Annotated in this window: 23 protein-coding genes and 3 pseudogenes; 18 read left to right on the top strand and 8 right to left on the bottom strand. The window is 66.0% G+C overall.

Annotated elements, in window-relative coordinates; translation table 11 throughout:
• Positions 1–127 precede the first annotated feature (127 nt).
• Both hemJ and hemE read right to left on the bottom strand, forming a co-directional pair.
• Entirely contained in the window at positions 128–547 is a 420-nt protein-coding gene (gene hemJ, locus ACPFMJ_RS13775) for a protoporphyrinogen oxidase HemJ (RefSeq protein ID WP_424360550.1), read from the bottom strand.
• A gap of 32 nt (positions 548–579) precedes the next feature.
• Positions 580–1,605 carry a uroporphyrinogen decarboxylase gene (gene hemE, locus ACPFMJ_RS13770; RefSeq protein ID WP_424360549.1) on the bottom strand — a complete coding sequence of 342 codons (1,026 nt, stop codon included), beginning with the start codon at positions 1,603–1,605 and terminating at the stop codon, positions 580–582.
• Positions 1,606–2,033: 428 nt separating this feature from the next.
• Here hemE and ACPFMJ_RS13765 point away from each other — a divergent pair, with 428 nt between their 5' ends.
• From ACPFMJ_RS13765 to dnaQ, 4 genes are read left to right on the top strand one after another with little or no spacing between them, the layout of a single operon-like run.
• Positions 2,034–2,660: a Maf family protein gene (locus tag ACPFMJ_RS13765; protein WP_424360548.1), complete on the top strand. Its 627-nt coding sequence runs from the start codon at positions 2,034–2,036 to the stop codon at positions 2,658–2,660.
• 5 nt (positions 2,661–2,665) lie between these two features.
• Complete coding sequence (gene coaE, locus ACPFMJ_RS13760) at positions 2,666–3,253, top strand: dephospho-CoA kinase (RefSeq protein WP_424363866.1); 588 nt, start codon at positions 2,666–2,668, stop codon at positions 3,251–3,253.
• Positions 3,231–3,416: a hypothetical protein gene (locus ACPFMJ_RS13755; protein ID WP_424360547.1), complete on the top strand. Its 186-nt coding sequence runs from the start codon at positions 3,231–3,233 to the stop codon at positions 3,414–3,416. The genes coaE and ACPFMJ_RS13755 overlap by 23 nt, the downstream gene beginning before the upstream one ends.
• A 13-nt stretch (positions 3,417–3,429) precedes the next feature.
• Positions 3,430–4,155 (top strand): DNA polymerase III subunit epsilon, encoded by a 726-nt coding sequence (gene dnaQ / locus ACPFMJ_RS13750; RefSeq protein WP_424360546.1) that lies wholly within the window; start codon positions 3,430–3,432, stop codon positions 4,153–4,155.
• Positions 4,156–4,193: 38 nt separating this feature from the next.
• On the opposite strand, the gene secB is transcribed toward dnaQ, so the two are convergent.
• Together secB and ACPFMJ_RS13740 are read right to left on the bottom strand one after the other, a co-directional pair.
• A complete protein-coding gene (gene secB, locus ACPFMJ_RS13745) occupies positions 4,194–4,682 on the bottom strand; it encodes a protein-export chaperone SecB (protein WP_424360545.1) in 489 nt (162 codons plus the stop codon).
• Positions 4,683–4,791: 109 nt separating this feature from the next.
• Positions 4,792–5,262 carry an FxsA family protein gene (locus ACPFMJ_RS13740; RefSeq protein ID WP_424360544.1) on the bottom strand — a complete coding sequence of 157 codons (471 nt, stop codon included), beginning with the start codon at positions 5,260–5,262 and terminating at the stop codon, positions 4,792–4,794.
• 127 nt (positions 5,263–5,389) lie between these two features.
• Here ACPFMJ_RS13740 and ACPFMJ_RS13735 point away from each other — a divergent pair, with 127 nt between their 5' ends.
• From ACPFMJ_RS13735 to ACPFMJ_RS13725, 3 genes are read left to right on the top strand one after another with little or no spacing between them, the layout of a single operon-like run.
• Positions 5,390–6,079, top strand: a complete 690-nt coding sequence (locus ACPFMJ_RS13735) for a Tim44/TimA family putative adaptor protein (protein WP_424360543.1) — start codon at positions 5,390–5,392, stop codon at positions 6,077–6,079.
• A gap of 22 nt (positions 6,080–6,101) precedes the next feature.
• Positions 6,102–7,175, top strand: coding sequence for a murein transglycosylase A (locus tag ACPFMJ_RS13730; RefSeq protein WP_424360542.1), 1,074 nt, complete (start codon positions 6,102–6,104; stop codon positions 7,173–7,175).
• Positions 7,172–7,744, top strand: coding sequence for a Smr/MutS family protein (locus tag ACPFMJ_RS13725; protein WP_424360541.1), 573 nt, complete (start codon positions 7,172–7,174; stop codon positions 7,742–7,744). The genes ACPFMJ_RS13730 and ACPFMJ_RS13725 overlap by 4 nt, the downstream gene beginning before the upstream one ends.
• A gap of 46 nt (positions 7,745–7,790) precedes the next feature.
• Here ACPFMJ_RS13725 and ACPFMJ_RS13720 read toward each other — a convergent pair whose 3' ends face one another.
• The 3 genes from ACPFMJ_RS13720 to ACPFMJ_RS13710 all read right to left on the bottom strand — a co-directional run bounded on the left by ACPFMJ_RS13720 (position 7,791) and on the right by ACPFMJ_RS13710 (position 11,547).
• Positions 7,791–9,176, bottom strand: coding sequence for a heme biosynthesis protein HemY (locus ACPFMJ_RS13720; RefSeq protein ID WP_424360540.1), 1,386 nt, complete (start codon positions 9,174–9,176; stop codon positions 7,791–7,793).
• Positions 9,177–9,191: 15 nt separating this feature from the next.
• Positions 9,192–10,538, bottom strand: a complete 1,347-nt coding sequence (locus tag ACPFMJ_RS13715) for a COG4223 family protein (protein ID WP_424360539.1) — start codon at positions 10,536–10,538, stop codon at positions 9,192–9,194.
• 139 nt (positions 10,539–10,677) lie between these two features.
• Positions 10,678–11,547, bottom strand: a complete 870-nt coding sequence (locus ACPFMJ_RS13710; protein ID WP_424360538.1) for an HpcH/HpaI aldolase/citrate lyase family protein — start codon at positions 11,545–11,547, stop codon at positions 10,678–10,680.
• A 137-nt stretch (positions 11,548–11,684) separates the two neighbouring features.
• On the opposite strand from ACPFMJ_RS13710, the gene ACPFMJ_RS13705 reads away from it, so the two are divergent.
• The 3 genes from ACPFMJ_RS13705 to ACPFMJ_RS13695 are packed head-to-tail and all read left to right on the top strand — an operon-like array spanning position 11,685 to position 13,830.
• Positions 11,685–12,401 carry a carbonic anhydrase gene (locus ACPFMJ_RS13705; protein ID WP_424360537.1) on the top strand — a complete coding sequence of 239 codons (717 nt, stop codon included), beginning with the start codon at positions 11,685–11,687 and terminating at the stop codon, positions 12,399–12,401.
• Positions 12,398–13,303 (top strand): TIGR01459 family HAD-type hydrolase, encoded by a 906-nt coding sequence (locus ACPFMJ_RS13700; protein ID WP_424360536.1) that lies wholly within the window; start codon positions 12,398–12,400, stop codon positions 13,301–13,303. Before ACPFMJ_RS13705 ends, ACPFMJ_RS13700 begins: the two co-directional genes overlap by 4 nt.
• A 50-nt stretch (positions 13,304–13,353) precedes the next feature.
• On the top strand, positions 13,354–13,830 hold the full coding sequence (locus ACPFMJ_RS13695) for a MaoC family dehydratase (RefSeq protein ID WP_424360535.1): 477 nt from the start codon (positions 13,354–13,356) through the stop codon (positions 13,828–13,830).
• A 67-nt stretch (positions 13,831–13,897) separates the two neighbouring features.
• On the opposite strand, the gene dps is transcribed toward ACPFMJ_RS13695, so the two are convergent.
• Positions 13,898–14,380 carry a DNA starvation/stationary phase protection protein Dps gene (gene dps / locus ACPFMJ_RS13690; protein ID WP_424360534.1) on the bottom strand — a complete coding sequence of 161 codons (483 nt, stop codon included), beginning with the start codon at positions 14,378–14,380 and terminating at the stop codon, positions 13,898–13,900.
• Positions 14,381–14,535: 155 nt separating this feature from the next.
• Here dps and ACPFMJ_RS13685 point away from each other — a divergent pair, with 155 nt between their 5' ends.
• The 8 genes and pseudogenes from ACPFMJ_RS13685 to ACPFMJ_RS13650 form a co-directional block, all read left to right on the top strand.
• Positions 14,536–15,486 carry a bifunctional riboflavin kinase/FAD synthetase gene (locus ACPFMJ_RS13685; RefSeq protein WP_424360533.1) on the top strand — a complete coding sequence of 317 codons (951 nt, stop codon included), beginning with the start codon at positions 14,536–14,538 and terminating at the stop codon, positions 15,484–15,486.
• An 89-nt stretch (positions 15,487–15,575) separates the two neighbouring features.
• Positions 15,576–16,256: an arylesterase gene (locus ACPFMJ_RS13680; RefSeq protein WP_424360532.1), complete on the top strand. Its 681-nt coding sequence runs from the start codon at positions 15,576–15,578 to the stop codon at positions 16,254–16,256.
• Between the two features lie 67 nt (positions 16,257–16,323).
• On the top strand, positions 16,324–16,629 hold the full coding sequence (locus ACPFMJ_RS13675) for a hypothetical protein (protein WP_424360531.1): 306 nt from the start codon (positions 16,324–16,326) through the stop codon (positions 16,627–16,629).
• Between the two features lie 611 nt (positions 16,630–17,240).
• Positions 17,241–20,269: pseudogene (gene ileS / locus ACPFMJ_RS13670) on the top strand (isoleucine--tRNA ligase).
• Positions 20,270–20,435: 166 nt separating this feature from the next.
• A complete protein-coding gene (locus ACPFMJ_RS13665; RefSeq protein WP_424360530.1) occupies positions 20,436–21,866 on the top strand; it encodes a lipopolysaccharide biosynthesis protein in 1,431 nt (476 codons plus the stop codon).
• A gap of 58 nt (positions 21,867–21,924) precedes the next feature.
• A complete protein-coding gene (locus ACPFMJ_RS13660; RefSeq protein ID WP_424360529.1) occupies positions 21,925–22,587 on the top strand; it encodes a rhomboid family intramembrane serine protease in 663 nt (220 codons plus the stop codon).
• A 58-nt stretch (positions 22,588–22,645) separates the two neighbouring features.
• Positions 22,646–23,361 (top strand): annotated as a pseudogene (locus ACPFMJ_RS13655) (electron transfer flavoprotein subunit beta/FixA family protein).
• 36 nt (positions 23,362–23,397) lie between these two features.
• Positions 23,398–24,291 (top strand): annotated as a pseudogene (locus ACPFMJ_RS13650) (electron transfer flavoprotein subunit alpha/FixB family protein); the annotation flags it as partial.
• Position 24,292: the final 1 nt, after the last annotated feature.

The following is a 24,292-nucleotide window of genomic DNA, read 5'->3' as shown; positions in this document are numbered from 1 at the left end:
GAGAGGGCAGGGGTCGGGAAGAACTTCCCGGGCGCCGGATTTGGAAATCGGCGAGCGTCGATTCGACTGTCTGCCAGAGGTAAGGGCTACGTCCTTATACGTTTTTTCAATGACATGCAAGCGGGCGTCAAAAAGGCTTCACGATCACGATGACGACGACGCCGATCATGAGCAGGGTCGGAATCTCGTTGATCACGCGGAAGTAGCGGGAAGAATGGACATTTGCGTCCTGCGCGAAGCCGCGGAGAAGGGCGCCGTCGTGGAAATGGGACCCCGTCAGCAGCAGCACGAGAAGCGCTTTCACGTGAAACCATGGCTGCTGGAAAGCGCCGGCGTCCGCCGCCATGAAGAGCCCGCTCGCCCAGGCGACGACCATCGCCGGGGTCATGATGTAGCGATAGAGCCGCCGCTCCATGACCTTGAAGGTTTCCGACTGCGGCCCCGGCCCCACATCCGCGTGATAGACGAAGAGCCGCGGCAGATAGAGCAGCCCCGCCATCCAGGAGATGATGGCGACGACGTGCAGGGCCTTGATCCAGAGATACATTTGGGCGGCTCTTCCTCTTGGCGCAGGGCCTGTTACGCGCGAACCCGGGCGATCAGCCTTTCGACATTCTCGATCGGCGTCTGAGGCAAAATGCCGTGCCCGAGGTTGAAAATATGCGGCCGGCCCGAGAACGCCTCCAGGATCGCATCCACTTCGCGGTCGAGCGCCTCTCCGCCGGCGATGAGCGCCAGCGGGTCCAGATTGCCCTGGAGGCAGACATTTGCGGCCGTCTCGGCCACAGCCCATTTCGCGTCGAGCGCCGTGTCGAGCCCGTAGCCGTCGGCCCCGAGCCGGCGCGTCAGGCCCGGCAGATGGGCGTCGGCGCCGCGCACGAAGGCGATCACCGGAACGCCGGGGCGCTTTTCCTTCAGAGCCGCCACCATCCGCTCGATCGGCCGCGCGCACCAGGCCTCGAACTCATTGGCCGGCAGGACGCCCGCCCAGCTGTCGAAAATCTGCACGACCTCGACGCCCGCGTCGATCTGGCGGATGAGATATTCCACAGAGGCCTCGACCAGCCGGTCGATGAGCTTCTGGAAAGCCGCATGATGCCGGAAGGCGAAGAGTCGCGCCGGCGCCTGGTCGGGCGTGCCCTTGCCCGCGATCATATAGCTGGCGACGGTCCAGGGGGCGCCGCAAAAGCCGATGAAGGCCACGTCCGGGGGAAGCTCGGTCTTCACGCGGTCGATTGTCTCGAAGACCGCAGAAAGCTTCTCGATCTCGAATGCCCCGAGACGGTCGATCGCCTCCGGCGTCTCGATCGGATCGAGGCGCGGGCCTTCCCCCGTCTCGAAGGAAACCGTCTGCCCCATGGCGTCGGGGATGACGAGAATGTCGGAGAAGAGGATCGCCGCATCGAAGTGAAAGCGCCGGATCGGCTGCAGGGTCACCTCGGCCGCCATGGCCGGCGTGTAGCAGAAATCGAGAAAGCTCTTCGCGGTGGCGCGGAGCTCCCGATATTCCGGCAGATAGCGCCCCGCCTGGCGCATGAGCCACATGGGCGGGACGTGGTGGGCCGCGCCCCGCAGGGCCGAAATCAGACGTTTCTCGTTCGACAAACTGAAAATCCCCGCATCGCTCAGCCAGCGTCGATAGGAGGTAGCGCGAAAGCGCGAAAAATAAAAATCCCTTTAAAAAGAGTTGATTTAGATTTTGTTAACCATTGGACCTGCGCAGTTAACTTTTCGTTAACGTTTTGCCCACAGGCGAAGCGAATCGGGACGGATTCCAAGCCGTTGCGAGGGATAATGGGGAAAAGGAAGAAAACTATTTATTTTCAAAGCGTTGTTGAGTCGTTAGATTGTGGAGAACCAGGCCGCTCGCTGTGTATGAGTCTTGTACGGACGATTCACGGCTCCGCTTCGGACAGAGGCATGCCTGTTGATAGATTCGCCGGCTTATGCCCAGCTGTCGACAGGGTCGCCCTCCGGACGCCATAACTGTCCCCGCTTTTCCTCAAATTCCAGCCGGGGCTGTGGATAGAAGCGTGAGCGAAATCGTGAATTCCCCCTTCTGGCGCGCGGATGCGCCTCTGATTCTCGCCTCGAAGAGCGCGGGGCGGCGGCAGGTGCTCGCCCAGGCGGGCCTTCCCTTCGAATCGCGGCCGGCGGATGTCGACGAGCGCGCCATCGAAGCCGCGCTCGGTCCGGTCGGGGCGGACGCCGTCGCGCGCGCTCTGGCGCGTGCGAAAGCCTCCATCGTGTCGGAGAACGCGCCGGGCCGTCTCATCCTCGGCGCCGATCAGGTCGCGAGCTGCGGCGACCGCATTTTCGGAAAGCCGGAGACGATGGAGAAAGCCGCCGAGCTGCTGCGCTTTCTTTCCGGCCGCGCGCATCGCCTGCATTCGGCGATCGCGCTCATGCGGGACGGCGCGGTTCTTTTCGAGACCGTCGCCCATGCGGATCTGACCATGAGGCCGCTGAGCGACGACTTCATCACCGCTTACCTTCGCGAAATGGGCGAGGCGGCGCTCGCCAGCGCCGGCGCCTATCAGGTCGAGGGTCTCGGGGCGCAGCTCTTTTCAAAAGTCGATGGCGACCATTGGACGATCATGGGCCTTCCCATTTTGCCCTTGCTGGACGCGTTGCGCCGCGAGGGAGCGCTGATTTCGTGAGCAGGATGATCCGCGTCGGCCTCACTGGCTCCATCGGCATGGGCAAGTCCACGACCGCCGAGATGTTTCGCGAGGCGGGCGTCCCGGTGCTCGATTCGGACCGGATCGTCCATGATCTCTATCGCGGGGCTGCTGTCGCGCCGATCGAGGCGGCTTTTCCGGGCGTGACGGTCGACGGCGCGATCGATCGAGGCCGGCTCGCCGAGCGCGTCTTGAGAGATCCGGCGTCGCTGAAAAAGCTCGAGGACATTGTGCATCCGCTCGTCTGGGCGGCGCGCGACCAGTTTTTGAAAGACGAGGAAGAGAAGGGAACGCGCATCGTCGTCTATGACGTCCCGCTGCTCTTCGAGACGGGCGCGGAAAAGACGGTCGACGCCATCGTCGTCGTCTCGGCGCCGGAAGATGTGCAAAAGGCCCGCGTACTCGCGCGTCCGGGCATGACGGAAGAGAAATTCGCGGCCATTCTGGCGAAGCAGGTTCCCGACGCCGAAAAACGCGCCCGCGCCGATTTCGTCGTGCATACGGAGAAGGGGCTCGACGCGGCCCGCGCGGAGGTTCAGGCGATACTTGATGCCCTCGGCAAGAGAGCCTGACGCGGACAAAGCGGGTGGCGCGTCGCCCGAGAGCGGATGGCGACGCTTCGTCGGCGCCGTCGCCGACTTTCTGGACGGCCTGGAATTTCTGGTCTGGTCCGCACGTCTCGTCTGGGGCCTGATCCGTTGGCTTTTTGGCCTGTTGCGTCACGTGATCGATTGAGAGACTTATCTTCATGCGCGAAATCGTCTTCGACACGGAAACCACCGGCCTCGATCCCTTCAAGGGCGACCGCGTCGTGGAAATCGGCGCCGTCGAGATTTTGAATCTCATCCCCACGGGCCGCGTCTTTCACGTCTATATCGATCCCGAACGCGACATGCCGGAGGAGGCGTTTCGCGTTCACGGCCTCTCGCGCGAGTTTCTTTCGCAGCACAAGAAATTTCGCGAGATCGCGCAGGAATTCGTCGATTTCATCGAGGATTCGCCGATGGTCGCGCATAATGCCGAATTCGACGTGCGTTTCATCAACGCGGAATTCGGGATGCTGAACTTCGCGCCGCTGGCGCCGGCGCGCATCATCGACACGCTCGCCATGGCCCGGCGGCTCCATCCCGGCAGCCCCGCTTCGCTCGACGCGCTCTGCCAGCGCTACGGCGTCGATCTTTCCCGCCGCGACAAGCACGGGGCGCTTCTTGACGCGGGCCTTTTGGCGGAAGTCTATGCAGAGCTGCGCGGCGGCCGTCAGGCCGCTTTGTCGCTGGCGACGGTCAGCGTCGCGCGCCGCGCGCAAACGGGCGATCTTCTGCGCGCCCGGCCAGAGCCGCTGCCGAACCGTCTCACCGCGGAAGAGGTCGAGGCGCATCGCGCTTTCGTCGCCGCGCTCTCAAAGACGGTCATCTGGGACAAATATCTGCCCCAAAATGAAGAAGGCGGAGAGCAATCGCCCTCCGCCGCCTGAATTTCATCATTAGAGCGCGGTGAAACGCGCTCTGTGATTTAAGCGTTCGCCGTTCCCGGCTGGCCGGCGGCCTCGGCGGCCTTCTGCTGATAGAGCGCAACGAAGTCGATCGGGTCGATGTAGAGGGGCGGGAAGCCGCCGTCGCGCGTCGCGTCCGCCACGATCTGGCGCACGAAGGGGAACAGGAGGCGCGGGCATTCGATCATGACGATCGGATGGATCTGTTCCTGCGGAATGTTGAGCAGGCGGAAGACGCCGCCATATTCGAGCTCGAGCTTGAAGAGCAGGCCCGCGCCCTCGCCGGCGGAGGCCTCGAGCGTCAGCGAGACTTCGAAGTCGGTCTGCGCAAGCTGCTTGGCGTTGACATTGACCTGGATGGAGATGTTCGGCGCTCTTTCCTGCGGGCCGAGCGAATTGGGGGCGTTGGGGTTCTCGAAGGAGAAATCCTTCAGATACTGAACCAGCGCGTTCAGGGCCGGAGCGCCGCCCTGCCCGGCATTGGCGCCGTTTCCATTTGCGTCAGACATATCGGGATCTCCAGCCGTGCCGCTTTGCGGTGAGAAGTCGCGCCCGCCTAACACGTCTCCCGACCCGGAACAAGGTTTCAGCGCGCGGGGAACCTGCGCTCCTGCGAATCTAGCGCGCCGCCGGCGAAGCCCCATCAGGCTTCTTGCGCTTGCGCTTTGGCCGCCCGCTCGGGGTCAGGTGCTTCCATTCGCGGGGATCGAGATCAATGGTCTGCGGACCCTCCGGTTTCGTCGGGCTTTTGCCGCGATTGCGGATGCGGTTCATCACGGCCGCGCGCACGGAAGGCGACTTCAGCGCAAGGCCCGCGACGTCGGAGGCGAAGCCCGGCAGGATCAGCAGGAAAGAAGCGAAAGCCTGAAGCGCGCCGTCGAGCATCGCGCCCTCGGCGCGCACTCTCCCTCGGTCGCGCCAGACGGACATGAGGCGCTTCACGTCGGAAAGACCCAGCGCCGTGGCGCCGAGTCCGAGCAGGATCGCCATCAGCAGGCCCACCGATCGCAGCACGAAGGCGAAGGCGACGATCTCCAGCGCCAGCCACAGGCCGAGCGCAATCGCGATGAGCTTCGTCCTATCGTTCACGCCTTAACTCTCCCGCGCCCGCAAACGCCTGCACGGCGCAACGCCTGCGGCGATCCGCGCGGGCCTTGATTCGTGACATGTGAGCCGCGACATGGTAGCCGACAAGACAGAATTCCGGGAGAGATCAATGTCGCCTACCGGCGAACCTTTCGACCCGTCGCTCGTCGTTTTCGCGGCGCTGGCGGTGTTTGTCCTGTGGAAACTTCGTTCGGTGCTTGGCGTGCGCGTCGATCGCGAGACGCCGCCGCCCGCCGCGTTCCAGCCGCGCCGCGCCCCGCTCGGGCCGTCGGCCCTTCCCGGCGCGCCGCCGGCTGAGGACCTGCCGCCCGTGCGCCACGAGGATCGCTGGAACGGCGTCGCCGACAAGAACCCGGCCGCCGCGGAAGGCCTCGACGCCATCGCCGCCGCCGATTCCCGCTTCGACGGGCACGCTTTTCTCGACGGCGCGCGCCGCGCCTATGAGATGATCGTCGCCGCTTTCGCCAGGGGCGACCGCGACACGCTGCGCCCGCTCCTCTCCAAGGAGGTCTTCGACGGTTTCGCCGGCGAGATCGCGCGCCGCGAGGCGGCGGGCGAGACGGTGGAGACGGCCATCGTCGCGATCGACTCCGCTCTGGTCGATTCCGCCAGCGCCGCGCCGCGCCTCAACGAGATCACCGTGCGTTTCGCCGTTCGGCTGATGAATGTCCGCAAGGACAAGGCCGGCGAAGTGATCGAGGGCGGGAACACAATGCCCGTCGAGGAGCTTTGGACCTTCGCGCGCGATCCCCGCGCCGGGGACCCGAACTGGAAGCTCACCGCCACCCGCGCCGCGTGATCCGGTGCGACGGCCGGCGGATATGGAGGCGATCGCCTTCGAGGCGATCGCCGAATTCGATTCCGACGATCTAAACGCCGCTTTTTCAGCCTTCAGGCGCTCCGCCGCGCATCTCGTTTCCGGCGGCGCCGAACAGCGCGCCGCCTGCCCCCCGCCTCCCGGCCTGATCGCGGCGGCCCGCGCGGCGCTTTCTGAAAATCAGGACGGGCGGGCTTTTTTCCGCCGCTGGTTTCAGCCCTTCCGCCTGCGCAAGCCGGGATTCGTCACCGCCTATTACGAGCCGGAGGTCGAGGCGCGGCTTGCCCCCGAGCCGGGCTTCGAGACGCCGGCGCTTTCGCGCCCGCCCGATCTCGTCACGCTCAACGATTCGCCCCTGTCGCTCCCCACGGGCGAGACGCTGACCAGCGCCCGGCGCCTCGCTGACGGGACGCTCGTCCCCTATCCGACGCGGCGCGAAATCGACTGGGACGGCGCGGCGACGGGCGCGGCGCCCATCGCTTATCTTTCTGACTCCGTGGAGCTTTTCCTCGTCCAGGTGCAGGGCTCCGCGCGCCTGAAGCTGCCGGGCGGCGCGACCATCGCCCTCACCTATGACGGTCGCAATGGCTGGCCCTACGCCTCCATCGGGCGGCTGATGATCGAGCGGGGCCTCGTGCCCGAAAGCGAGATGTCGCTCGAAAATTTGAAGGCGACGCTGCGGAAAATGGGCGTTGGACCCCATCAGCCCGGCCGAAGGCTGATGCAGGAAAACCAATCTTATGTATTCTTCAGCTTGGACGACTCAGAAGACCGAAGGCTGGGGCCGATCGGCGGCGAGGGCGTGACTCTCACGCCGCTGCGCTCCATCGCCGTCGACCGGTCGATCTGGAGTTACGGCCTGCCCTTCTGGATCGCGACGCGCGTTCCGTGGGAGAGCGAGGCGGAGACGGGATTCGAGCGGCTGATGATCGCGCAGGATACGGGATCGGCGATTTTGGGAGAGGCGCGCGCGGACCTCTTTTTCGGCGCGGGAGCGCGCGCCGGCTCGCGCGCCGGGCGCGTGCGGCATCCGGCGGATTTCGTCGTCCTTCTGCCGAAAGAGGACGCCGCGCCGTGACGGAGGACAAGCGCCGTTATTCGCTGCGCCGGCTGACTCACGCCGAAGTCGAGCTTTGGACCAAGGTCACCGCCACCGTGAGCCCGTTCCGCGCCCGGCCCGCGCCGCCCGTCGAGCCGCCGCCCCCGCCGGCGACGAAGGCCGTCGTCGCCGAGCCGCTGAACGATCGACGCCCGGCGCCCGTCCCCCATCGCGACCGCCCGGCGCCGCCAAAGCCGCCGACGCCGCTCGTCGAGATCGATCATCGCACCCGCGTGAAGATCAAACGCGGGCGCCTCGAGGTCAGCGCGAAGCTCGATCTCCATGGCATGCGCCAGGACGAGGCGCAGCGCGCCCTCAACGGCTTCCTGCGCCGTGCGCAGGCGGACGGCGCCAAGGTCGCCATTGTCGTGACGGGCAAGGGCCTGTCGCGCGAGGAAGGCGGCGTGCTGCGCCGCGTCGTCCCCATGTGGCTGCAGGCGCTCAATCTGCGCGACGTCGTCGTGGGTTTTGGAGAAGCGGCCCGCCATCATGGCGGCGAAGGCGCGCTTTATGTGCAGATCCGCCGGTCCGACCGGCATCGGGCGTAAGGGGCGAGACCGGCCCTCGCGTGAGAGCGAGGGCCGGATGAGAACCTTACGACTCCACCGCCTGCGCCTCGATCTGCGGCGCCCCTTCCGGCTTGGCGAGGAACGCCGCCGGGATGTTCGGGCGTCCCTCTTCCGTCAGATGCTGCGCCGAATGCGGCGGGGTCTTCCATTCGAAGGCGTCGAGGCGGCCGGTGACGGGCGAGAGCGGCAGCCAGTGCCGCGAGACCATGCCGTCGGCGATCCAGGCCGGGTCGCGCGGCGCGCGCGAGCCGCGGGCGAGCCATTCGCGCACCGGCCCGCTCGGACCGAATTCCGCGTCCTCGATCTCGGCCATCAGCAGGCAGCTATGCGCGGTCGGGTGCTGGCCGTCCGCGATCAGCGGGGCGAGCGCCTCGCGCGCTTTCTTGAAGTCGCGCGCGGCGAGGGCCGCCTGCGCGACGATGTGGCGGCTCTCCGGGGCCTGCGGGGACATTTTGGCGAGCCGCTCCATCCGGGAGACCCGCTGGGCGTTCGTCTCCTCGGGGAGCGCCTGCAAATAGACTTCCGCGAGATCCGGATGCGGCGCGCTCGCCCAGACGCCCTCGATCAGCTTGAGCGCCGCCTTCTGGTCGCCATGGCGGATGAGGACGCGCGCGGCGGTCACGGCGGCCGGGGTGAAGCCCGGACGGCGCTTCAAGGCCTGGCGCGCGAGATGCAGCGCGTCATGCGGATGCTCGCGCTCCTTCTGAATGGCCATGGCGGTCTCGATCACGGCGCGCAGCTTTTGCGCGCTCGGCAGGTCGATGGCCTTGGAGGCGACGCTCTTTTCGAGCGCCTCGCGCGCCTTCTCCCACTCCCCGCTCGCGGCGAGATGCTCCAGCACGGCGGAGCCGGCCCAAGGCAGCGGCGCGATTTCATGCGCGGCGGAGGCGAAATGATGCGCGGCCTCGGCGTCCTCGCGGCGCTTGGCCTCGATATGGAGGCCGCGCAGACCGAGGAGCTTCGTCTCCGGATTGAGCGTCATCTTTTGGAAGGCCTTGGACGCGCTCGTCTTGTCTCCGGCGAGCTGCGCCGCTTGCGCGATGAGCATCTGCGTCAGCGGCTCGTCGGGAATGAGCTTTTCGGCGAGTCCCGCCGCCTTGCGCGCCCTGGCGACGTCGCCCGCGCCGACCGCGACGAGGCCCTGCGAGATCACGTCGAGGCCCTTGGCCTTGCGCCGCTCGCGCGAGCCGCCGGCGACGCGTCCAGGCAGCCGGACGAGCGCCACGATGATCGCCCAGATCATGATGCTCGCGGCGATCAGCAACAACAGGCCGGCGACCGCGACGGGGATCGACATCTCGATGTGACGCCCCGCGAATTCGAGCGTCAGCGAGCCCGGCTCCTCGATCAGCAGTTCGATCCCGTAGGCTGCGGCGGCGAGCGCGACGATGAAGAAGAACATGAAAAGCATGGAGGTCGCTCCCGCTTATTTCTTGCCGAGGGCGGCGATGGCGCCGTGCAACAACGCGTCGGCCGCCTTGGCCGCCTCGGCGCGTTGACGAAGGGTTTCGCCGAATTCTTTCGCCTCGTTCTTCGCTTCGTCCGGCAGGCTGTCGAAGATCTGCTCGGCGCCGGCGAAGTCGTTGCGGACGAGCGCCGCCTCGATGCGCTCCAACTTGCCGCCGAGGCTGTCGGGAGCGGCCTGGCCGACGGGCCTCACCTTCACGAGCTTGCTCGCGCCTTCGAGAAGATGGCCGGCGATGTCGCCGCCCTCATGCGGCGCGTCGGCGTGCGTCTCGTGCGATTTGAGCTTCCTGGCGATGGGCAGGAAGGCGTCGTGGAGCTGCGCGCCGGTGGCCGCGCCCTTTTCCGAAAGTTCGATCAGCACCGGCGCGGGGGCGGGCTCGGCGTTGAGGCGCGACAGCGCGGCGATTTCTTCCGTGAAGGGACGGCCGGATTCGAGATCGCGCTGGAGCGCGAAGGCGACGACGACCGCGGCGCTGGTCGTATCGGGCGCCGCCGCCGGCGCAGGCGCCGGCTTTTCGGCTTCCGCCTTGGAGACCTCGGTCTCCGGCGCGGCGCGCGCCTCGCTCTTGGGCGCGTCGACCTTGCCGCGCAGCGTCTGCACCTCGTCGCTCAGCGCGTCGAGGCGCCCTTCAAGGGCGGAGATGAGGTCGCGGTCAGTGAAGCCGTCGGCGTCGGCGGCGGGCGGGCTTGCTTTCGCCGCCGGAGCGGGGGTCGGCTCGACCGGGGCCGGGACGGGGGCAGGAATCGGCGCAGGGATCGGCGCCGGCTCCTGCGCGAGCTCGACGGGCTTGCGGGGCGGTTCCGGAACGTCTGCTTGTTTGGTTTCGGGCGACGGCGCGACAGGCTTTTCCGCGGGCGGCGTTTCCGGCTCTTTCGCGGTCTCGACAGGCGCGGCGGCCTGCGGCGGCGCGGCGGGCGTTTCCTCGGGCGCGGGGGCGAGCGGCGCCTTGTCGATGAGGTCGTGGGGATTGCCCGCCTTCTGCGCGGGCTTGGGCGACCCGGTCACATCGGCGAGGAGTCCCTGCGCCTTGTCGAGCGCGCCCTGCGCTTCCGCCAGGCCCTGATCGACATAATCGGCGGCGAGGCCGATGCGCGGATCCTTGTCGCGGAACGTCAGCGCGGCGTAGCCGGCCGCGCCCGCGAGGATGGCGAGCGCCGCGACGGAGAGGAAGAGCTTCCCGATGAGACCGCCCTTGCGCTTCTTCGGCGGACCGGCCGGCCTCGGCGGCGGCGCGGCCGCGCCTGCCGGCGCCGGGCTCTCAGCTTTCGAAGCTTCGACCGTCTTCTCTGTTTCAGGCGCCGCCATGCTCACCGTCCTCGCTCATCGGCGCGCTCCTTCGCGAAAAAACCGGCTTCCGGCGTCGCGCAGCGCGTCTCCTCGGCGCAGAAGGTATAAAGGAGGCGGGCTGCCCGCGAAACAGGCTTTCCGCGCCCTAACTTCGCGATCAGCCGGCGGCTTCCATCAAGGCGAGCGTGCGGCGGGCGATATCGAGATGCAGGCGCTCGACCATCTTGCCGTCGATCTGGACGACGCCCTTCTCGGCGTTTTCCGGATCGTCGAAGATGGCGATGATTCGCCGCGCGAAATCGACCTCCTCGGCGCTCGGCGCGAAGATCTCGTTCACGGGGCCGATCTGGCTCGGATGGATGAGCATCTTGCCGTCGAAGCCCATATCGCGGCCTTGCTCGGCCTCGCGTCGCAGGCCGGCTTCGTCATTGAAGTCGTTATGGATGCCGTCGATGATCTCGATATTGTGCACGCGCGCGGCGAGAACGCCCGCCGACAGCCAGGAGACGAGCGCCGGGCGGCCGGGCGTGAGGCGCGCGCGGGTCGATTTGGCGATGTCGTTGGGACCGAGAACCAGAACTTCGAGGCGCGAGGCCGGATCGTCGGCGGCGCTGGCGATCTTCTCGATGTCGAAGATCGCGCGCGGCGTCTCGATCATCGCCCAGAGGCGGGTCTTCAGCGGCGCGCCGGCGGCGACGATGTCGGCGGCGGCCTTGAGAATGTCGTCGCGCGAATTGACCTTCGGGATCACGATGGCGTCGGGGCCCGTCGGCGCGATGGCGGCGATGTCGGGCTTGTACCACTCCGAGCCGCGCGCGTTCACGCGCACCACGATCTGCCGCGCGCCATAGCCGCCATTCACGACGGCGGCGGCGACCTGCTCGCGCGCCGTCGCCTTGGCCGCCTCGGCGACGCCGTCCTCGAGCTCGAACATCAAAACGTCGGCGGGGAGGCTCTTGCCCTTTTCGAGGGCGCGGGCGTTGGAGCCCGGCATGGCCAGAACGCTGCGCTTGAGTTTCGAAATCATTCTTTTGGCTCGCTTGAGGTCTTGTGAGGTCGATCTGCTCTTGCCGCGAGGGCTGGTCTACACAATAAGAAGCGTTTCCGCCATCTGGCTTCGGCCCCAAAATGGCGGCCCCGCCTCGAAGACGACGGACCCGAAACATGGCAGCCGATATGAGCCCCGCAGCCTCAGGCGGCTTCCCGCCGCATCTAGTCGAGGGCTACAAAGTCTTTCTCGACGGTCGTTTCCGCTCCGAGCAGGCGCGCTTCCGCAACCTCGCCATCAAGGGCCAGAAGCCGACGACCATGGTCATTGGCTGCTGCGATTCGCGCGTCGCGCCGGAGGCGATCTTCGACGCCGGGCCGGGCGAGCTCTTCGTCCTGCGCAACGTCGCCGCGCTGGTCCCGCCCTATGAGCCGGACGATCATTTCCACGGCGCCTCGGCGGCGCTCGAATACGCCATCATGGCGCTCGAAGTGCAGCATGTCGTCGTGCTCGGCCACGGCAAATGCGGGGGTGTGAAAGCCTTCGCGCAGATCACCGTCGATCCCGAGACGCCCCGTCTCAGCCACAGCGACTTCATCGGCGACTGGATCAAGATGCTCGGCCCGGCCATCGAGCGCGTCGGCGGCCGGCCCGATCCCGAGGACCCCGCCTATCTGCAAAAGCTCGAATTCGAGTCGATCAAGCTGACGCTCGACCATTTGCGCAGTTTCCCCATGGTGCAGATTCTGGAGCGGCGCGGCTTCCTTCATCTTCACGCAGCCTATTTCAGCGTGATGGACGGCAAGCTCCTCGCGCTCGACGAGGCCTCCGGAGATTTCCGGCCCGTCGCCGACGACGCCCACGCCGCTGCGCTCAAGGAGTCGCGTAGTTGACGGGGCAGACGGAAGCCTTCGCGCCCTTGAGCGAAATTTCGGGACTTCATGAACTCGCCGGCCGCTACGACGCGATCCTCTGCGACGTCTGGGGCGTTCTCATCGACGGCAAGAAGCATTTCCCCCGCGCCGCCGACGCCATGAAGCGTTTTCGCGCGCAGGGCGGCCGGGTGGTTCTGATCACCAACGCTTCGCGCCCCGACGCCGAGGTCCGCCGCCAGCTCCTGGGCCTCGGCCTCCCCGAATACGCCTTCGACGATCTTGTCTCGGCCGGGGAGCTCACCTGCCGGGAGATCGTCGCGCGCAAGGGGCAGGCCTGCTATCACCTCGGCCCGCCGCGCGACGACGGGCTTTTCGAGGAGGCCGGGCGCCGCCTCGGCGCGCCTGTTCGGAAAGTTTCGCCGCAGGAAGCCGATTACGTCGTCTGCACGGGCCTCTTCGCCGAGCGCGAGGAGACCCCCGCCGATTATGACGACCGCCTCGCCGCCCTGAAGGCGCGCGGCCTCGCAATGCTCTGCGCCAATCCCGACATCGTCGTCGCCATTGGCGACGACATCGTTTATTGCGCCGGCGCGCTCGCGGAGCGCTACGCGGCGATGGGCGGCGAAGTCTTGATGTATGGCAAGCCCTACGCGCCGATTTACGACGCGGCGCGCGCGCGGCTTGCGGCTTTGCCCGGCGGGCCTGTAGAAGATGCGCGCATCGTCGCCATTGGCGACGGCGTCTTCACGGATCTCGCCGGCGCCGCGCGCGCCGGGCTCGATTGCGTCTTCGTCACCGACGGCGTGCATGTGGACGAACTGCGGCCGAATGGCGCAGGGGTCGACCCTGCGGCGCTCGAGCGGCTCGTCGCGAAGTCCGGCGCGCGTCCCATGGCTTTGGCCCGCGAAGTTTTCTGGTAAAAGGGGAAAACGGGCGCTCCGCCCGTCCCGAGCAAAGATCCGGTGAATCCATGTCGACGCCGTTCAAAATCTATTATTTCGAAGACCTGAGCGTCGGCATGCGCGAGACGCTGATGAAAGCCGTCATGGACGACGACGTCATCGCCTTCGCCGATCTCTCGGGCGACCGCAATCCGATCCACCTCTCGGATCACTTCGCGTCGAAGACGCGCTTCGGCGAGCGCATCGTCCACGGTCTCTACACAGCCTCGCTGATCTCGACCGTCATCGGCATGTATCTGCCGGGTCCGGGCGCGGTCTATCTCTCGCAGACGCTCAACTTCAAGGCCCCGGTCAAGATCGGCGACGTCATCACCGTGGTGGTGGAAGTCATCGAGCTCGTCGAAAAGGGCCGCCGCGCCAAGCTGCATTGCGAATGCCTCGTGGACGGCAAGGTCGTGCTCGACGGCGAAGCCACGGTGATGGTGCCTTCGCGCGAGCAGGCGATCCGCTCGGCCCCGCCCGCGGAGAAGCCCGCGACGGCGTGACGCGAAGGCGCCTCATCGCAGTCCTGAACGCCGCGCTGCTTGCGCCGTGGAAACGGCGCCTGCGCCTCTATTGCGTGATATGCGCCTCGATCATCCAGAGATATTTGTCGAGGTCGCGCGAATAGGCTGTGAGAATGTCGGCGCTGCCGGCGTCGTCCGCCTCGTCGGCCGACTCTATGCCGTTGCGGACCGAACGCGCCGCCTTGCCGTATCGATCGGCGAGCGCGGTGAGATGGTCCTCGATCTTCACGAGGTCGCGGGGATAGGCGTCGAGGCTCGTCGAGTCCGCCACCGCCTGCGTCGTGCCGTCCGCGACGCCGCCGAGCTGGACAACGCGCTCCGCCATCGTGTCGACATGGGTGTCGAGTTCCGTGCGGAAATCGTCGAGCATCTCGTGCACGGCGATGAATTGCGGGCCGCGCAGGTTCCAGTGGGCCTGCTTGGTCGCAAGCGCCAGATCGATGGCGTCGGCGAGACGCGCATTCAGCATGGCGACGACGGCGGTCCTGGAATTGGAAGGCATATCGTTGCGAGTCTTGCGCAGCTTCATGTTCACGCTCCGGGCTTTGGTCGGGCTCCTCTGAAATCTAGCTATTGCGGCGTCTGTCGCGGCCGAGTCCGGCGGCGGAGTTTTTTTGCTCCCCTTGCGCTTCGCGCCGCCGCGCGGCAGTTTGGCCCGCCCAGAGTCGCCCACGGGACCAACGCTTGAGCCAGAATTTCCTCGTCGTCCGCGATCCCGTCTCTCCCCCCGCCGGGCTCGAAGGCGCCGTCGCCGCCATCGGCAATTTCGACGGGCTGCATCGCGGCCATCGCGGGGTCGTGGCGCGCGCCCAGGCGCTGGCGAAGAAGCTCGGAAGGCCCTGCGTCCTGCTCACTTTCGAGCCTCACCCGGCCGACGTCTTCGCGGGCAAGCCGGTGATCTTCCGCCTCACGCCGCCCGACGCCAAGGCGGCGCAGGCGGCGCGGCTCGGCCTCGACGGCATGGTCGTCTTCACCTTCAATCGCGACCTGGCCAATTGCCCGGCCGAGGCTTTCGTCAGCGAAATTCTCGTCAGGCGGCTGGGCCTCTCGGCGGTCGTCGCCGGTTACGATTTCCGCTTCGGCGCCGGCCGCAAGGGCGACGCGGCCTTTCTCGCGGCGGAAGGCGCGCGGCTCGGTTTCGCCGTCGAGATCGTCGACCGCATCACGCAGGATGAAGAAGGGAGCCTCGAAGCGGTCTCCTCCACCGCGACGCGCGAGGCGCTGGAGGATGGCGACGTGGCGCTCGCCCGCCGTCTGCTCGGCCATCCCTATTTCGTGCGCGGCGTCGTGCGCCATGGCGACAAGCGCGGGCGCCTGCTCGGCTTCCCGACCGCCAATATCGCCCTCGATCCGTCGAACCGCCTGCGCCACGGCATCTACGCCGTGACGATCGAGATCGACGGCGTCGTGCGCGACGGCGCGGCGAATTTCGGCCGGCGGCCGACCTTCGACAACGGGCCTCCGCTGCTCGAAGTCTTCGTCTTCGACTTCTCTGGCGATCTTTACGGCAAGGAGGTCGAGGTGGCCTTTTACGGGTTCATCCGCGGCGAGGCGAAATTCGACAGCGTCGACGCCCTCATCGCCCAGATGGAGGATGATTGCGCGAAGGCGCGCGACATCCTCGAGCGGCGCTGAATCCACGAAAATAAACATACGCTGCGCCGCTTGGCGACCAGACAGGGAGCCCTAGCCTTCTAGACCTGTCCAATCGCCCGGAGGACGCCATGAGCGGCGCGATGCGTCTCCTTGCAGCCTGTCTGTCTGCTTTATTGTTTTACTCGGCTTCCGCTGAGGCGCGGCCAAAGCGCGTCCTGATCTTCGGGGATAGCCTGACCTCTGGCTTCAACCTGCCCGAAGGAACGGATTACGCCTGGGCGCTGCGCAAGCATCTCTACCGGCATGGACGCGGGGACGCGCTGATCATGAACACCTCGCGGGCGGGCGACACCACGCAGGAGGGCGTCGATCGCATCCCCCTCGCCTTCAGTCGCGGCGCCGATCTCGTGATCGTGGAGCTCGGCGGCAACGACATGACGGGCGACGAAGATCCAAGGAAGGTCTATCGCAACCTCGATACGATCGTGCGCGTCAGCAAGGCGCATGGCGCCCGCGTCATCATCGCGGGCATGGTCTCGCTGCCCAAGCGCGACCCGACCTACAAGCCCCGCTTCGACGCCGTCTATCCGACGCTCGCGGCGCGGCAGGGCGTGGCGCTCTATCCGTTCTTCCTCGACGGCGCCTTCGGCGATCCTCGCTACATGCAGAGCGACGGCGCGCATCCGAACGCGGCCGGGTCCGACCTCATCGCAGGGAAAATGGCGCCCATGGTCGAAAGGGAACTGAGAGCGCTCGATCGTCGGGACGGATACGCCAGAGGCTATTACGCGCGCGCGCCGCGATGGTGAAACGGGGCGCCTCGCATTGCGGGGCGTGCGGCGAGTCCCTATCTTCGCTTCTCGAAAGGGACGCGAGATGAGCGACGAACCCAAAGGCGAGATCGAGATCATTCCGCCGGGCGAAGAGCCCAAAGGGAGCCGCGGCGACGATTTCGCCACGTCCCGGATCTGGATTTCCTCCGGCTCCGGCGAGGTGAAGTTCGTCAAGCTCGGGCCGCTGCAAAGCATGATGCTCGGCGTCGGCCTGATGCTTTTCATCGGCCTCTGCCTTTTCTTCCTGTCGGGCCTGCTCCTGATCCTCGTCCCGGCCGTCGCCCTGCTCGGCGCCGCCGCCTGGGTCGCGAACGCGCTGGGGTTCGGGCCGTTCAGGCGTCTGAAATAGCGGCGCATCTTCAGGCGAGATCGTGCAGCGATGCGTGCGCAACGCGTCCTTTTGCGATTTTGCGTGCGAACTCGAGCGTTAGCTTGAGGCTTGAGCTTGTCAAAGTCAAATAGACGCATTGTTTTATTTTGCAGGAATCTGATTATTTTACGCAAAGAGTAAGAAAAATTGGAGTTACGGTTGTGCGTATTCGTATCGTAAGCGCGGCAGTTCTTTCCATCATCTGGCCCTCGGTCGCCGCCAACGCCCAATGCGCCATCTGCGCGAATGGCGGAAACGCCACGGCCACCAACTTTTCGCCCGTCAATCAGGCGCTGTTTCTCGCCGGCCAATATACGGGAACGGGCTCGGGCCCCTACGCCGAGATTTCGGTCAACGACAAGGCGGCCGCAAACAACGTCTTCGCGCTCTCCGCTCTGCGCATCGATCACAGCGTCAACGCCGGGGCGGGCCAGGGCAACCGAACGACCTTGATGCCCATTCTGAATTTCAACGCAGGGCCACCGGGACTGGACGACAGCAAGAAGTTCTACTCGGCCGCGTACCCTCAAACCTATATCTACGCGCCCGATGGCGGGGACACTCAGGCGAGGCACGGTAATTTCTACGGCGTGAACGCGCTGACGCAAGCGCTCCTGAAGCGCTGGGACGAGATTGGCCTTTACGAGAAGCTGCGCTCGCAGTCGAAAGGCCGCGTGAAGTTCACGCTGCACGACGGCCCGCCCTATGCGAACGGCAACATCCATATCGGCCACGCGCTGAACAAGATCCTCAAGGACTGGTCGTCACGCGCAGCCAGCGCATGCTCGGCAAGGACTGCGAACTATGTGCCGGGCTGGGACTGCCACGGCCTGCCGATCGAATGGAAGATCGAGGAGAGAATTACCGCGCCAAGGGCAAGGAAGAAGCCCGACTTTTCCGCAGCCCGACGCCATGATCGCCTTCCGCCGCGAATGCCGCGCCTACGCCGAGCACTGGCTCTCCATCCAGCGCGAGGAGTTCAAGCGCCTCGGCGTCGCCGGCGATTGGGAACGCCCTTATCGACGATGGCCTATCGCGGCCGAGGCGATCATCGCGCGCGAGATGATGAAGTTTGCCGGACGGCCTGCTCTATCGCGGCTCGAAGCCCGTCATGTGGTCGGTCGTCGAGAAGACCGCGCTGGCGGAGGCGGAGAGTCGAATATCAGGAGGACCACACGATCTGGGCGATACGGTGTGGGTCGGCGGCCGATTCCCCCGAACTCCATCCCGAATGGACGCCTGATAATCTGCTCGACGCGCGCGTCGTCATCTGGACGACGACGCCCTGGACGCTGCCGGGCAATCGCGCGATCAGCTTCTCCTCGAAGATCGCCTACGGCCTCTACGAAGTGACGGCCGCGCCAGAGGGCAACTGGGCGAAGACCGGCGATCGTTACATCCTCGCCGACAAGCTCGCCGCCGACGTCTTCAAAGCGGCGAAGGTCGAAGCCTACGAGAAGCGCGCGACGGTCAGCGCCTTCGAGCTGCGCCATCTCCTTTGCGATCATCCGCTTGCGCATCTGCGCTATGTCTTCGACGTGCCGCTGCTCGACGGCGATCACGTCACCGACGACACCGGCACGGGCTTCGTGCATACCGCGCCGGGCCACGGCCGCGACGACTTCGACATCTGGATGGCCAACCAGAAAAAGCTGCGCGACCGTGGGATCGACACGCGCATTCCCTATACGGTGGACGAAGACGGCTTCTACACCAAGGAAGCGCCGGGCTTCGACGGCAAGCGCGTGCTGACCGAAAAGGGCGAGAAGGGCGACGCCAACGAGGCGGTCATCGCCGAGCTGATCAAGGCGAACAATCTCATCGCGCGCGGTCGCCTGAAGCACCAATATCCGCACTCAGCTGGCGTTCGAAGAAGCCGGTGATCTTCCGCAATACGCCGCAGTGGTTCATCGCGATGGACAAGCCGTTCTCGCAGTCGAACCCTCATCCGGGCGGCGTAGGGGCTCGAAGCCTCATCCGAGGAGGGGAAGGGACCCGAAGGACGAGGGTAAAAGAGCCCATAAGACGCGCTTCGCACGCTCCCGGTGAGGTTCGCGGAAACCAACCCACCCTGCGCGCCATCGCGCTTGAAGAAATCGCTCGCACGCAATGGACGCCGGCGGCGGGCGAGAACCGCATCACCGGCATGATCGAGAATCGGCCCGACTGGGTCGTCTCGCGCCAGCGCGCCTGGGGCGTGCCGATCGCCGTCTTCGTCAAGAAGGGGACGCATGAGATCCTTGTCGACGCGCGCGTGAATGAACGCATCGAAAAGGCCTTCAACGAGAAGGGCGCCGATGTCTGGTTCGAGGAAGGCGCGCGCGAACGGTTCTCTCAAGGGATTATCTCCCGAACGACTACGAGAAGGTCGCGGACGTGCTCGACGTCTGGTTCGATTCAGGCTCGACGCACGCCTTCGTGCTCGACGATCCCGAAAACTTCCCCGCCCTCGCCGGCATCCATCGCAAGCGCGACGGCGGCGAAGACGAGGTCATGTATCTCGAGGGCTCCGACCAGCATCGCGGCTGGTTCCATTCGTCTCTGCTCGAGAGCTGCGGCACGCGCGGCGCGCGCCCTATGACGCCGTGCTGACGCATGGCTTCGTGCTCGACGAGAAGGGCCGCAAGATGTCGAAGTCGCTCGGCAACGTCGTCGCCCCGCAAAAGGTGATCGCGGAGTCCGGCGCCGACATTCTGCGCCTCTGGGTCGCGGCTCGGATTACGCCGACGATCTGCGCATCGGGCCGGAAATCCTGAAGACGTTCGTCGATCTCTATCGCAAGCTGCGCAACACGCTGCGCTGGATGCTCGGCGCTCTCGCGCATTACGGCTCTGACGACGACGCGGCGCTCGAACATGCCGTTCGAGCTGGAGCGGCTCATGCTGCATCGCCTCGTGGAAATGGACGCGCAAATCCGCTCGGCCTACCAGGCCTATGACTACAAGCGCGTCGTCGCCTTGCTGACGCCCTTCATGACGAGCGATCTTTCGGCTTTCTATTTCGACATCCGGAAAGACGCGCTTTATTGCGAGCGCCGTCGAGCCAAAGCGCAAGGCGGCGCTCGCCGTCATCGAGCGCATCTTCCGCTGCGTGACGCTGGCTCGCGCCGATCCTCGTTTTCACGGCGGAGGAGGCGTGGCTCGCGCGCTATCCCGACGCCGTGTCCGTGCATGTCGAGAGCTTCCCCGACATTCCGTCGCATTGGCGCGACGAGGCGCTGGCGAAGAAATGGGAAGGCGTCCGCGACATCCGCGCCGTCGTCACCGGCGCGCTGGAGATCGAACGCGCGCAAAAGCGCATCGGCTCGTCGCTCGAAGCGGCGCCGATCGTCTATGTCGCCGACGGCCATTTGCGCGCGGCGCTGGACGGGGTGGATTTCGCGGAAATCTGCATCGTTTCGGATATCGCCATCGAGACGGGCGAAGGCCCGGCGGACGCTTTCAGGCTTCCGGAGGTCAAGGGCGTCGCGGTGGTCCCGAGCCGCGCCAGCGGCGTCAAATGCGCGCGCTCCTGGAAATATTTCGACCCCGCGACGGCGGACCCGGACTATCCCGACGTGACGCCCCGAGACGCGCAGGCGCTCAAAGAGCTGAAGGCGCTCGGGCGCTGGAGCGCGTAAGCGAAGAGATGGACAGGTCGGGAATTTTCCACGCCCCCTCCCTGTCCCTCCCCCGCTCCGCGGGAGAGGGGACGCTCACGATCGGCGTGAGTAACCCTTTGTATGGAGGCGACAATGTGACTCCCTCTCCCGCAAAGCGGGGGAGGGTTGGGGAGGGGGCCTCCCCGTGAAAGTCCTCCTCGCCTTCCTCGCCAATACGGCCACGAATTTCATCATCGGCCTGATGGTCGCGAAATTCCTCGGCCCCGAGGAATATGGCCGCTTCGCCCTCGCCTTCTCCATCGCCGTCGTGGTGCAGACGGCGCTCTATGACTGGTTGCGGCTCTCCGCGACGCGATTCTATTCGCAGCGCACGCGCGAGAGCGATCCCATCATCCGCTCAACGCTCGGCTCATCCTTCGTCGCCGTCACGGCGCTGCTCGTCCTCAGCACATTCGCCTATTCGCTCATCGGTCCCGAGCTCGACTTCGACAGCGAGCTCATCCTGCTGGCGCTGGCCACGGCGACCGCGAACGGGCTCTTCGATTATTCGACGGCGCTCGCTCGCGCGCGTTTCGAGGACGGCGCCTATGGGCGGCTCGTCTTCGTGAAGAACGCGCTGTCCTTCCTCCTCATCGGGGGCGGCGCCTTTCTGTTTCGTTCCGCGGGCGTCGCGCTTGCGGGCGGCGTCGCGAGCCTGCTCGGGACGGTCTTCCTCTCCCGCGCCGCGCTGAGCGATCCCGGCGTGCGCTGCCTCGACGCCAAGACCCGGACGGTGGAGGCGCTCATCGCCTACAGCGCCCCCATCGTCGCCGCCCATCTCATTTACACGGCGATGCCGCTCGCCTCGCGCTCGATCGTCGCCAGCGTTTACGACTTCGCGGAAACCGGCCAGTTCGCGCTGGCCTTTGATCTCGGCATGCGCGCGGTGATGGCCTTCGGCTCGGCGCTCGACGTGCTGCTGTTTCAGATCGCCGTCGCGGCGCACGAGCAGCATGGCGAGGACCGCGCCCGCGAGCAGGTGGCGCATAATATGGGCGTCATCTTCGCTTTTCTGCTCCCGGCCTGCGCCGGGCTATGGCTCATCATGCCCTCGGTCGAGTCCCTGATCGTGCCGGGGCAGTTTCGCGGCCCCTTCGGCCATTATCTCGGCCTGCTGCTGCCGGGCCTCTTCGCCATGGGGTTCCTGAATTTTGGCGTGAACCCTGTTTTCCAGATCAGCAAGCGCACGGCCCCGCTCGTCGCCGCCGCCGTCGCCGCCGCGGTCGTCTCCCTGCTGCTGCTCTTCACGCTGCCCTGGGGGCGCGACGCCTCCAATCTCGCCATCGCACAGGCAGGCGGCTATATCGCCGCGCTTCTGGCGACGATCTATTTCGCCGTTCGGGCGCAGCCGGTCTGGCCATCCTTCCGGGATATTTTCGCGGCGATCGCCGGAACCGCGATCATGTTCCTGGCCCTCACGCCGATGCGGGAGTCGATGGCGCCGGGCTTCCTCACTCTGATCGCGCAAATCGCCGCCGGCGCGGCGATTTACGGGGCGATGGTCGCGGCCTTTGACATCGCCGGGCTCCGCAAGGTGGCGCTCGCCTGGCTGCGGCCGAGGCTCGCGCGGGCGTGACAGACAGGCGCGGGCGCTTATCTTAAGGGCACAGGCTCCAACAAATGAGGTTTGCGCGATGGTGATGCCGCTTTACGACGACGCGCCCCTGCGCCATCTCAAGCGCCCCGTCGCCAATCACGCGCTCATCGCCGTCAATATCCTCGTCTATCTGCTCGTCTACAGCGAGCTTCTGGGCGATCCCTTAACCATCATGCGCGGTTTCGCCATCATTCCGCGCGTTCTGTTCGGCGAGGCCACTCTCGCCGACTGGATTGTCGGGCCGCCGCCGGCGGCGACGCTGGTGACTTCGCTCTTCTTCCATTCCTCGCTGCTGCACATCGCAAGCAACATGCTTTTCCTCTATGTCTTCGGCGACAATGTCGAAGACGCGATGGGCTCGCTCCATTACCTGCTGTTTTACCTCTCCTGCGGCGTGATGGCCGGCGTCTTCTACATTTACGCCACGCCGAACTCGATCACGCCCCTTGTCGGAGCCTCGGGGGCGATCTCCGGCGTCTGCGCGGCGTTCCTGCTGCTCTATCCCAACGCAACGGTCACGGGCTTTTTCCCGCCTTTGACCTTCGTCATGCTGCCCTACTGGTTCATCACGCTCGCGGACAGATCGGGGTCGCCGACGCGCAAGCTCTTCGGCCTCAAACCGCCCTTCTTCTCCTTCCACGCTTCGGGCTTCCTCTTCATCGGCGCCTGGATCCTGCTGCAGCTCGTCAATGCGAGCTGACCTCCCCGTTTGACATGAAGAGTTTCGTCGCTGTGCCCGTCAAAGGTCGCGCGATGTCGTGCCCGATTACAACGTGAAAATCCGGGTCAAGCCCGACGGTTCGGCGTCGATCTCGCCAATGTCAAGATGTCGATGAATCCCTTCGACGAAATCGCCGTCGAAGAGGCTCTGCGCCTGAAGGAAGCCGGCAAGGCGACGGAGTCGTCGTCGTCTCCATCGGCCCGGCAAAGCGACGAGACGCTGCGCACCGCGCTCGCCATGGGCGCCGATCGCGGCATCTGGTGAAGACCGACGACACGGTCGAGCCGCTCGCGGTCGCCAAGATCCTCGCCAAGATCGCTTGTCGAAGCCGAAGAAGCCGGGCCTCGTCATCCTCGGCAAGCAGGCGATCGACGACGACAGCAATCAGACCGGCCAGATGCTCGCCGCCCTGCTCGGCTGGGGCAGGCACCTTCGCCTCGAAGGTCGTGCCGGAGCGGATCGGTCGACGTGACGCGCGAGATCGACGGCGGCCTCCAGACGGTCAAGCTCAAGCTGCCGGCGGTCGTCACGACGGATCTGCGCCTCAACGAGCCGCGCTACGCCTCTCTGCCAAACATCATCAAGGCGAAGAAGAAGGAGGTCGCCGTCAAGGCGCCGTCCGACTATGGCGTCGACATCGCGCCCCGCCTCGAGGTGCTGAGCACCGCCGCCCCCGCGACGCGCAAAGCCGGCGTCAAGGTCGGCTCCGTCGCAGAGCTGGTCGAGAAGCTCAAGGAAGCGGGAGTTCTCTAATCATGACGACACTTCTCCTCGCCGAACTCACCGGCCAATGGCGCCCTCGCGCCCTCGACCGCCAAGGCGCTGACCGCCGCGTCGCAGATCGGCGGAGACGTTCACATCCTGGTCGCGGCCCCGGACGTTGGTAGCGCCGCCGCGACCGCCGCCAAGCTCGCGGGCGTGGAGAAGGTGCTCTACGCCGCGGACGCCTCGCTCGACCATGTGCTGGCCGAGCCGGTCGCGGCGCTGATCCTGTCGCTCGCGGGCGCGTATGACGTGATCATCGCGCCCTCGACCAGCGCCACCAAAAACGTGCTGCCGCGCGTCGCCGCCTGCTCGACGTGATGCAGGTCTCCGACATCATCAAGGTCGTCTCGGCCGACACCTTCGAGCGGCCGATCTATGCCGGCAACGCCATCCAGACCGTCCGCGCCAAGGACGCCAAGAAGGTCATCACGGTTCGCACGACGGCCTTCGCCGCCGCCCCCGAAGGCGGCTCGGCCGCGGTCGAGTCGATCCCTGCCCCGGCGGCCGTCGGCATCTCGACCTTCGAAAAGGCCGAACTGTCGAAATCGGATCGCCCTGAGTTGACGTCCGCCAAGATCATCATTTCTGGCGGCCGCGGCATGGGCAACGGTGAGAACTTCACGAAGTACATCGAGCCGATAGCCGACAAACTCGGCGCTGCAATGGGTGCTTCGCGCGCGCCGCGGTCGACGCGGGCTATGCGCCGAACGACCTGCAGGTCGGCCAAACCGGCAAGGTCGTCGCCCCCGAGCTCTATACATCGCCGTCGGCATTTCCGGCGCGATCCAGCATCTCGCCGGCATGAAGGACTCGAAGATCATCGTCGCGATCAACAAGGACGGCGAAGCGCCGATCTTCCAGGTCGCCGATTACGGCCTCGTCGCAGATCTCTTCAAGGCGATGCCCGAGCTTCGACGAA

Source organism: Methylocystis parvus, from assembly GCF_049675845.1.
Lineage (GTDB): Bacteria > Pseudomonadota > Alphaproteobacteria > Rhizobiales > Beijerinckiaceae > Methylocystis > Methylocystis parvus_A.
Note: the sequence above shows the minus strand (reverse complement) of the source record. Positions and strands in the feature narration are given on the sequence as shown.